We start from the raw sequence: 9,451 nt of genomic DNA, 5'->3' as shown, positions 1-9,451 counted from the left end.
CCCGTCAATATGGCAGCTGCGGCTGCAGGCCTCGCGCGAAGCATTGCCGGATGGGTGCCGAATTTTTCCGCCGTGGCGCCGATCCTGGCCGGCTCGGACCTCTTGGCGACGCTGCCGGAGCTTGCGATGAGCGAGACGGTCCACGCCTACCGGCTCGACAGCCAGGAGGTGCCGTTTCCACTTCCGCCGCTGCCGCATGCGATGATCTGGTGCAGCGGCCGCAGCCGCGATCCCGCGCTCGAGTGGCTGCGCAGCCGCCTGCGGCCGATCGTCAGACAGAATTTTGCGAGCTAGAAGTCCCCATGCGCACCGACCTCTTCGATTTCGATCTTCCTGCAGAGCGCATCGCGTTGCGTCCCGCGAGCCCGCGCGATTCCGCGCGCATGCTGGTGGTCGAAGCCGGTGGTGGCTTGCGCGACCAGGGTGTTGGCGACCTGCCGCATTGGCTGAAACCCGGCGACCAGATCGTCGTCAACGATACCAAAGTGATTGCCGCCCAGCTCGCCGGTCGACGCATCGGGCGTGCCACCGAGCCAAAAATCGAGGCGACGCTGATCAGGCGCGTCGACGGCTCGCGGTGGCAGGCGCTGGTGCGACCCGCGAAGAAGCTCGTCGAGGGCGATCGCATCCGCTTCGGCAATGAGGGAAAGGTCTGCCTGCTCGGCCATCTCGACGCCGAGGTCGAGCACAAGGGCCGCGAAGGCGAGGTGACGCTGTCGTTCACGTTTCACGGGCCGGCGCTCGACCAGGCGATCGCCGACCTCGGCGCGACGCCGCTGCCGCCCTATATCGCCTCCAAGCGCCCAGCCGACGAGCAGGATACGAGCGACTACCAGACGATGTTCGCGGCGAACGAAGGCGCGGTCGCGGCGCCCACGGCGGGGCTGCATTTCACGCCTGCGCTGGAGGCCGCGCTGTGCGCGCGGGGTATCGGCTTGAATCGCGTCACGCTGCATGTCGGGGCAGGGACGTTCCTGCCGGTCAAGGCCGAAGACACCGCGGGCCATCGGATGCATGCGGAGTGGGGAAGCCTGTCAACGGAAACTGCGGCCGCGCTGAACGCGACGCGCGCGGGGGGCGGACGGATCGTCGCGGTCGGCACGACGTCGCTGCGGCTTTTGGAGAGCGCGGCGCGCGAGGACGGCACGATCGCGCCGTTCGAAGGCGAGACCGCGATCTTCATCACGCCCGGCTATCCCTTTCGCGCGGTCGATATTCTCATGACCAATTTCCATCTGCCGCGCTCGACCCTGTTCATGCTGGTGTCGGCCTTTTCCGGCCGCGAGGTCATGCAGCGCGCCTATGCCCATGCAATCGCCGGCGGCTATCGCTTCTACTCCTATGGCGATGCCTGCCTGCTGTTTCGATCGGATGTCTGAGAAGCGGGAAGGCGCGCCAGCCCCTCAGCTCGTCATGCCCCGCGAATGCGGGGCATCCAGTACGCCGCGGCTTATCGGCTCAATCACTGCCGTCTCTGGGGATACTGGATCACCCGCTTTCGCGGGTGATGACAATCGTCATGTAAATGTGGCAGAGCGTGGCTACGCCGGCACGCGCTCGGGGAGCAGCTCCGCGATCTGCACGGCGTTGAGCGCCGCGCCCTTCAACAGCTGGTCGGCGGCCACGAACATCGAGATCGAGTGGCCCCTGGGATCGCTGAGATCTCTGCGGATACGGCCAACCAAAACGTCATCCTGGCCGGAGGCGTCGACCGGCATCGGAAAATAGTTCTGGATGCGATGGTCGACGATCCGCACACCGGGTGCCGCCGACAGGATCTCCCGCACCTCGTCCTCGGTGATCGGCCGCTCGCATTCGAAGGTAATGGCCTGGCTGTGGGCGCGCAGCACCGGGACGCGCACGCAGGTGATGCCGATCGCGATCCGCTCGTCCTCAAAAATCTTTCGGGTCTCCTTGATGACCTTGGTCTCCTCCTCATTGTACCCCGTCGCCGGGTCGATCGCCGTGTTGTGGCTGAACAGGTTGAAGGCATAGGGGTGCGGCAGCACCTTCGGCTGAAAACGCCGCCCCTCGAGGTTCGCGCGGGTGGACTCCACGAGCTCCTGCATGGCGGCCGCGCCGGCGCCGCTTGCGGCCTGGTAGGTGGCGATGATCATGCGCTTGATACGGTTGTTCTGGTGGATGGGCCAGAGCGGCACCAGGGCCGTGATCGCCGAGCAGTTCGGAACGGCGATGATGCCCTTGTGCTCGGCGATCCGGCGGCCGTTGATCTCCGGGATGACGAGCGGCACGTTTCCGTCCATTCGGAACGCCGACGAATTGTCGATCACGACGGCGCCCGCCTTCACGGCCGCCGGTGCAAAGGCGCGGGATGCGGCGCTGCCGGCCGAGAACAAGGCGATGTCGACGCCATCGAAACAGTCTTCGGTCAGCTCCTCGATGGTGATGCTCTGGCCGCGGAAATCGACCGTCCTGCCGGCCGAGCGCCTGCTCGCCAGCGCCTTCAGCCGGCGGACGCGGAAACCGCGCCGGTTCATGGTGGTTATGAACTCGGCTCCTACCGCGCCGGTCACGCCGGCGATGGCAACAACGGGATCAGGCACTTTGCTCTCCATTTTGTTTTGCGCATGATCCTTTTCGGAAAACCGGTGCCCACTTTTCCGGGACCATGCGCAGGCAATAAAAAAGCCCCGGACCTTTTCAGGCGGGGCTTCGGTTCAAGAATGATGCGGTCGACCTGTTAGGCGCGCACGACTCCCGAAGCCCGCGAGGGCTCTTTGGTTTTCGTCGTGGTTGTCGCGGCGGTCATCATCGGCGCGGGACCATAGGGGCCGGCCGGGCGGGCGTCAACGGCTTTTGGCTTGCCCGGCGGCTCAATGGGGTTGCATCCGGCGCAGGCGGTACGCGATAAGCCGCTCCATGAGCCTTCCCAATCATTTCGAGCTGCTCGGGACCGACGGGGCTGCCCGCACCGGCCGCCTCACCACCCCGCACGGCTTGGTGCGGACGCCCACCTTCATGCCGGTCGGCACCGCCGGAGCCATGAAGGGCGTGCACTGGCGCGAGATCCGCGAGGCCGGCGCCGACATCGTGCTCGGCAACACGTATCATCTGATGCTGCGGCCTGGCGCGGAGCGCATCGCGGCGCTCGGCGGCTTGCAGCATTTTACCGGCTGGGACGGTCCGATGCTGACGGATTCCGGCGGCTTTCAGGTGATGTCGCTGGCGAGCCTGCGCAAGCTCGACGAGCAGGCAGTGACCTTCCGCTCGCATATCGATGGTGCGAAGGTCGAGCTGTCGCCGGAGCGGTCGATCGAGGTGCAGCGCCTGCTCGGAAGTGACATCGCCATGCAGCTCGATGAATGCGTGCGGCTGCCGGCCGCGCCCGAGGATATCGAACGCGCCATGCAGCTGTCGCTGCGCTGGGCGGAGCGCTGCAAGCGCGCCTTCGAGAGCGCGCCGGCGGCGGGCCATATGCTGTTCGGCATCGTGCAGGGCGGCGACGTCACGCAGCTTCGCAGCACGAGCGCACGCGGTCTGGTCGAGATCGGCTTTCACGGCTATGGGATCGGCGGCCTCGCGGTCGGCGAGCCGCAATCCGTGATGCTCGAGATGATCGAGGCGGCTGCGCCTGAACTGCCCGCCGACCGGCCGCGCTATCTAATGGGGGTCGGCACGCCCGAGGACATTCTGGAGGCGGTCCGCCGCGGCATCGACATGTTCGACTGCGTGATGCCGACCCGAAACGGCCGGCACGGGCTGGCGTTCACCCGGCTCGGCGCGGTCAATCTGCGCAATGCGCGCCATGCCGACGATCCGCGGCCTCTCGATGAAGAAAGCTCATGGCCATCGGCGCGGAGCTATTCGCGCGCGTATCTGCATCATCTGGTCAAGTCCGGCGAGACGCTCGGCGCGATGCTGCTGTCGGAGATCAATATCGCTTATTATCAGGAACTGATGGCCGCCATGCGCGCGGCGATCGCGAGCGGTACGTTCGCCGCGTTCCACGAACAAACGCGCGCCGGATGGGCGCGCGGTGACATTGCTCCACGATGAGGCATGGCTTAGTTGCAGCGAAAGACCTTGTTCACCGCATGCTTGGTGACGAAACCGTAGCCGCAGGTGTCGCAGGCCCAGAGATAGCTGATGGCGTGGTCGGACAAATAGGCCGATGCTTCGGCTGCGATCATCGAATCGGCGCACACCGGACAGGTCGGCAAATCACAGCCACGCGGATCAGGTTTTGACGCAACGGTCGACAACACTTCAGCAACTGCTGTCATCGTTGACCTCCCCTGCGTTCGGCGCCCTGTGACCTGAAAGCACTATACAACGATTTATTTGACCTTGTCGCAACAGAAATAAGTTACTTCTGCGTTATTTGCTGTCGCGGTGCTTTCGCAATGCAGCGAATTGATGTCGCATCAATGTTTCAACTTTGCGACGCCAGTTCCGCCCTCACGTGCAAATGATTTCGACTTGCGCGAAAGCGCGCGCTGTACGTAATGAAAGTGAAAGGCCGGAATTTCTGATAACGATTGCAGTGAAGGATCTCGTCATGGACGCATCAACTCCGCCGCGCGCAGTGCACCCGCCCGGTCGCGGAAAGGTGTTCGACTCCATCGTGGATGCAATCGGCAATACGCCGATTGTGGAATTGCGAAGATTGCCGCAGCAGCACGGCGTGCACGCGACAATCCTCGCCAAGCTGGAATATTTCAATCCCGCGGCGAGCGTGAAGGACCGCATCGGCGCGGCAATGATCATCGCGATGGAGCAGGCGGGTCACATCAATGCCGAGACCGTGCTGATCGAGCCGACCTCCGGCAATACCGGCATTGCGCTCGCCTTCGTCGCCGCATCGCGCGGCTACCGCCTCAAGCTCGTAATGCCAGACTCGATGTCGATCGAACGGCGCAAGATGCTGGCATTTCTCGGCGCCGAGATCGTGCTGACGCCGGCTGCGCAGGGCATGAAGGGCGCGATCGCCACGGCCGAAGAGCTGCTGCGGACCACGCCCAATTCGGTGATGCCGCAGCAGTTCAAGAATCTTGCCAACCCGGACATTCACCGCCGCACCACGGCCGAAGAGATCTGGAATGACACCGGCGGCAAGCTCGACTATTTCGTCGCGGGCGTCGGCACCGGCGGCACCATCACCGGCGTCGGCCAGGTGCTCAAGCCGCGCCTGCCGGAGCTCAGGGTGGTCGCGGTCGAGCCGGACGAGAGCCCGGTGCTGTCGGGCGGCCAGCACACCCCGCACAAGATCCAGGGCATCGGCGCGGGCTTTGTGCCCGACATTCTGGACCGCTCCGTGATCTCTGAGATCGTCACGGTCAACAGCGCCACCGCGATCGAGATCTCGCGGGCGCTGGCGCGCAGCGAGGGCATTCCCGGCGGCATCTCCGCGGGTGCCGCGATCGCGGCGGCGCTGCAAATTGGCAAGCGGCCGGAGGCGGCCGGCAAGACCATTTTGGCGATCGTGCCGTCGTTCTCGGAGCGCTATCTGTCGACTGTTCTGTTCGAGGGGATCTGATCATGGCGGAGCAGCCGAGACGGCCACGGACGCTGAACGACGCGCGCACCGAAGCCGAAGCCGCGTTCAAGAAGGCGACGGCCAAGGTGGCCGAAGCGCCACCGAAGCAGGCGGCGATCCCCGGCGTGAAAGAGCAGGTGACGCTGCGGATCGACCAGGACGTGCTGGAATTTTTCCAGCAGGACGGACCGGGCTGGCAGGACCGCATCAACGAGGCGCTGCGCAGGGCGGCGGGGAAGTAGCGGCATGCGGCTTCTCCGCGCGGGCAGCGAGCAGGCGGACGTCAGGCTGTCATGGAGCGAGCTACGCCTCCTCGGTAACGCGCTGGGCGAGGTCCGCGATGGGCTCGACGTGCTGGAATTCGTCACGCGGCTGGGCATGAGCCGCGGTGAAGCCAGGGCGCTCTTGGACCGGATCGGCGCCGTGATCGATCAGGGGCAGGGGACGTCGGCGCAGGAGCGATGACGATCGCGCCCGGAGTGAGCGTGGGCAGACATGTGGTTTGCTGCTGCTGGTGTCCTCGCAGAAGAGCCTATGACGCCAGAGCGGTCCGGATCATCCGCGCAAGATCGGACGAGACGTAAGGTTTTGGCAGCAGCAGCACGCCGGCGTCGAGCCTGCCGTGATGCACGATGGCGTTTTCAGTGTAGCCGGATGTGTAGAGCACCTTGAGCCCCGCGCGTCGTCGCGCGGCCTCGGCGGCGAGCTCGCGGCCGTTCATGCCGCCTGGGATGATGACGTCGGTGAACAGCAGATCGATGCGCTCGGGCCCGTCGAGGAAGGCAAGCGCCTCGGCGGCATTGCTGGCTGCCAGCGTCCGGTAGCCGTAACGCCTGATCTGGGTCATGACGTATTCCCGCACCAGCGGGTCGTCCTCGACGATCAGGATGGCATCGTCGCCATGATCGCCGCCGACGATACTGGCCTCAGCTGCCTGAACCTCGGGTACCCCCGCGGCGCGCGGCAGATACAGCTTGACGGTGGTGCCGTGGCCCTCCTCGCTGTAGATCTTGATGTGTCCGTTGGACTGCTTGACGAAACCATAGACCATCGACAGACCAAGCCCCGATCCCTTGCCGACGTCCTTGGTGGTGAAGAACGGCTCGAACACCTTGTCGAGCAGGTTTTGCGGGATGCCCTGCCCGGTATCGCTCACGGCGACCATGACATAATTGCCCGCCTTCACGTCACCGTGCATGGCAGCGTAATTGTCGTCGAGCACGACGTTCTTGGTCTCCAGCGTCAGCTTGCCGCCATTCGGCATCGCGTCACGCGCATTCAGGGCGAGGTTCAACATCGCGGTCGAGAGCTGGCTTGGATCGATCAGGGCCGGCGCGCAATCATGCGCCAGCATGGATTCGATCTCGATCTGTTCGCCGAGCGTCGGGCGCAGCAGGCGCGCAACGTCGACCACCATGGTGTTGACCTCGGTGGCGCGCGGCTGCAGCGGCTGGCGGCGCGCGAAGGCCAGGAGATGCTGGGTGAGGTCGGCTCCGCGTGCGGCCGCGGCGCCGATCAGGTCGGCGATCTGGGCCAGCGCCGGATCGGCCTTGACTGCCTCGGCGAGAATCTCGATCGATCCGGTGATCACGGTCAAGATGTTGTTGAAGTCGTGGGCGACGCCGCCGGTGAGCTGGCCGACGGCCTCCATCTTCTGCGCCTGGCGGACCTGGGCCTCGGTGGCCTCGATCTCCTGAAAACGCTTCACCATAGCCTCGGCGTTGCGGCGCTGCCTGGTTTCCTCCTCGAGCGCCGCATAGGCCTGCTGCAGCTGGATCCGCGTCGGCAGCACCAGGAGACGGGGCCGCATCAGCAGCATGGCCGCGGTGACCGCGATCGCGATCGGTGCAAGCAGGGCCTTGGTCAGGGCCTCGATGCCGTAGGCCGGCACCCAAAGCGTGAAGATCGCCTCGACGCGGGTCAATCCGCAGGCCGCGGCAAAGATCGCGAGCGACCAGAACACGCTGCGGAACATCACTTCGCGGCGGCGCTTCCAGACGTAATAGCCGAGGACGTAGGCCATGCTGAAGAAGGCTATGCCGACTAGGGCATCGGAAACGGCGTTCAGCCAGATCAGGTCCGTTGACCACTGAAGGCACACGCCATGCGGGATGAGCGTCGACATGTTCAGGAGATCTCCATGACACAGCGAGCCGCGGGCCTGATCGCGCGTGATCGACCCGCTACGGCCGGATCATTCAGGTTTCCGCTGGCGGTGCAAGCGCAACCACGGCGCGAGAGCGGCGGCTGCGGTAACCGGGGGAGCCGACATATCAGCCAGACTTCGATGCTCAGCGCAGCCAAACTCGACGCGTCCCGCGCTTCAGCTTTCCGGATCATGTCTCCCCACAACGTCGCGGTGGCGTTTCATCGCCAGCGCGGCGACGCCTCGGGTTCCCGGCTGGACTCGAAATCGGCATCCAGGCGCACCATATCCAGATACTCTCTGGCAGGCTCGGGGCAGTCACGCGCCGCTCTCCTGAAACGGCGATTCACGAAACGAGGCTCACCATGACCCCGACGTCCTGGACCGCATGGCTCCGTGCCCTGTCCGTCGCCTTTGTGTTGATTGCAGCGCCTTCGGCGTCGCCGGTGCGCGCGGTCGAGAATGGCCACAAGGTTGGCGTGGTGTCCTTCGGACTGTTCGGTGATCAGGGTGTGTTCAGGCGCGAGGCAACCGGCGCGGCGCAGGTCGTGGCAAGCCGCTTTGCGATCGGTCCGGTCGATGTGCAGTACAATGTCAGGACCGGCGGCGCCGCAACGGTCGAGGGCCTCGCAAAATCCTTGCAGGCGGAGGCCCGCAGGCTCGATGCCGACAACGACGTGTTGTTCGTGATCCTGACCTCGCACGGCTCCCCTGACGGACTCGCCGTCAAGGCCGGGCGGCTCATGCAGACGCTCACGCCGTCCGAACTCGCCGGCATGCTGGCGCGGACCGGCGTGCGGCATAAGGTGGTCGTCATCTCGGCCTGCTATTCCGGCGTCTTCGTCCGCCGGCTCGCGAGCCCCGATCTCCTGGTCATCACCGCGGCCGACGCCAGGCATTCCTCGTTCGGCTGTGAGGACAGGGCCAGGTGGACCTATTTCGGCGACGCGTTTTTCAACATTGCGCTTCGGCACACGACGAGCCTCAAGGATGCCTTCGCGCTTGCGCGCGGGCTGGTCAGAAAGCGCGAGCTGCACGAGCACTTTGATCCGTCGAATCCGCAGATGGCAGGCGGTGCCAATGTCGAACCGCTGCTGGTGGCGCGCCCCTGAGGAGCCGCTGACTTTTGGCGTTCCTCCGCGCCCGCGGTTGCCCCAGCTTGCGCGTTCTAGTCTAGCTTTGCGTGGACTGGCAGGCCGGACAGGATGGTGAGCCAGCCCAGTAACGTCACGACCGAGAACAGCGTAGTGATCGAGACCGTCGCCGCGACCAGGTGCTCTTCGACCTTGTGCGCGCCGGCAAGGATATAGACCGTTTTCGCGGTCGGCACGGCGGCGCAGATGATGGCGGCGAGCGTGTAGAGCGGGTTGAGGCCCGAGGCCACGCAGAGCCCATAGACGATCATCGGCATGATCACGAGTTTGACGGCCGCGAGCACGACCGAGGTCTTGAGGTTCGCGCGCAGTGCTTCGGCCGACAGGCCGAGGCCGATCGCGAACAGCGCGCACGGTGTGAGTGCGCCCGCAAAAATGTTCATGTAGGCCGCCAGCGGCGCCGGCACGGGCCAGCCCAAAATGGCCCAGGCGAGACCGGCCAGGGTCGACAGCACCATGGGGTTGAGCAGGATCTGTTTCAGCATGGCGGCGCCGCCGTCCGCGGGCGTACGCGCGTCGTGCCGGTCGCTCTCCAGGAGTATGACGGCCAGCGGGAACATGACGGCTGCGACAAACACGGTTGCGACTGCGGCGGGCAGGACGGCAGGCTGGCCGTAGATGGCGTGCAGGATCGGCAGCGCGACAAATCCGGTG

At 65.3% G+C, this 9,451-nt stretch carries 11 protein-coding genes; 7 read left to right on the top strand and 4 right to left on the bottom strand.

The window, feature by feature from the left end; genetic code table 11:
* The coding region (locus tag JOZ76_RS36725; protein ID WP_366938671.1) for a LysR substrate-binding domain-containing protein at positions 1–294 on the top strand (294 nt) is incomplete at its 5' end.
* An 8-nt stretch (positions 295–302) separates the two neighbouring features.
* The gene (gene queA / locus JOZ76_RS36720; protein WP_291706264.1) at positions 303–1,379 is read left to right on the top strand and encodes a tRNA preQ1(34) S-adenosylmethionine ribosyltransferase-isomerase QueA; all 1,077 of its coding nucleotides are present in this window, start codon (positions 303–305) and stop codon (positions 1,377–1,379) included.
* A 162-nt stretch (positions 1,380–1,541) separates the two neighbouring features.
* Here queA and JOZ76_RS36715 read toward each other — a convergent pair whose 3' ends face one another.
* Positions 1,542–2,576, bottom strand: coding sequence for an aspartate-semialdehyde dehydrogenase (locus JOZ76_RS36715; protein WP_291706263.1), 1,035 nt, complete (start codon positions 2,574–2,576; stop codon positions 1,542–1,544).
* 304 nt (positions 2,577–2,880) lie between these two features.
* On the opposite strand from JOZ76_RS36715, the gene tgt reads away from it, so the two are divergent.
* Positions 2,881–4,017, top strand: coding sequence for a tRNA guanosine(34) transglycosylase Tgt (gene tgt, locus JOZ76_RS36710; protein ID WP_291706262.1), 1,137 nt, complete (start codon positions 2,881–2,883; stop codon positions 4,015–4,017).
* Between the two features lie 8 nt (positions 4,018–4,025).
* Here the strand turns inward: tgt and JOZ76_RS36705 are convergent, their stop codons facing one another.
* Complete coding sequence (locus tag JOZ76_RS36705) at positions 4,026–4,244, bottom strand: hypothetical protein (RefSeq protein WP_291706261.1); 219 nt, start codon at positions 4,242–4,244, stop codon at positions 4,026–4,028.
* A 275-nt stretch (positions 4,245–4,519) separates the two neighbouring features.
* On the opposite strand from JOZ76_RS36705, the gene cysK reads away from it, so the two are divergent.
* From cysK to JOZ76_RS36690, 3 genes are read left to right on the top strand one after another with little or no spacing between them, the layout of a single operon-like run.
* Positions 4,520–5,497: a cysteine synthase A gene (cysK, locus tag JOZ76_RS36700; protein WP_291706260.1), complete on the top strand. Its 978-nt coding sequence runs from the start codon at positions 4,520–4,522 to the stop codon at positions 5,495–5,497.
* Between the two features lie 2 nt (positions 5,498–5,499).
* Entirely contained in the window at positions 5,500–5,739 is a 240-nt protein-coding gene (locus tag JOZ76_RS36695; RefSeq protein WP_291706259.1) for a BrnA antitoxin family protein, read from the top strand.
* 4 nt (positions 5,740–5,743) lie between these two features.
* A complete protein-coding gene (locus JOZ76_RS36690; RefSeq protein ID WP_291706258.1) occupies positions 5,744–5,962 on the top strand; it encodes a hypothetical protein in 219 nt (72 codons plus the stop codon).
* Positions 5,963–6,029: 67 nt separating this feature from the next.
* Here JOZ76_RS36690 and JOZ76_RS36685 read toward each other — a convergent pair whose 3' ends face one another.
* Positions 6,030–7,622, bottom strand: coding sequence for an ATP-binding protein (locus tag JOZ76_RS36685; protein WP_291706257.1), 1,593 nt, complete (start codon positions 7,620–7,622; stop codon positions 6,030–6,032).
* 386 nt (positions 7,623–8,008) lie between these two features.
* Here JOZ76_RS36685 and JOZ76_RS36680 point away from each other — a divergent pair, with 386 nt between their 5' ends.
* A complete protein-coding gene (locus tag JOZ76_RS36680; protein WP_291706256.1) occupies positions 8,009–8,755 on the top strand; it encodes a C13 family peptidase in 747 nt (248 codons plus the stop codon).
* A 56-nt stretch (positions 8,756–8,811) separates the two neighbouring features.
* Here JOZ76_RS36680 and JOZ76_RS36675 read toward each other — a convergent pair.
* The coding region (locus JOZ76_RS36675) for an AEC family transporter (protein ID WP_291706255.1) at positions 8,812–9,451 on the bottom strand (640 nt) is incomplete at its 5' end.

The sequence above is a fragment of the Bradyrhizobium sp. genome, assembly GCF_019244115.1.
Lineage (GTDB): Bacteria > Pseudomonadota > Alphaproteobacteria > Rhizobiales > Xanthobacteraceae > Bradyrhizobium.
Note: the sequence above shows the minus strand (reverse complement) of the source record. Positions and strands in the feature narration are given on the sequence as shown.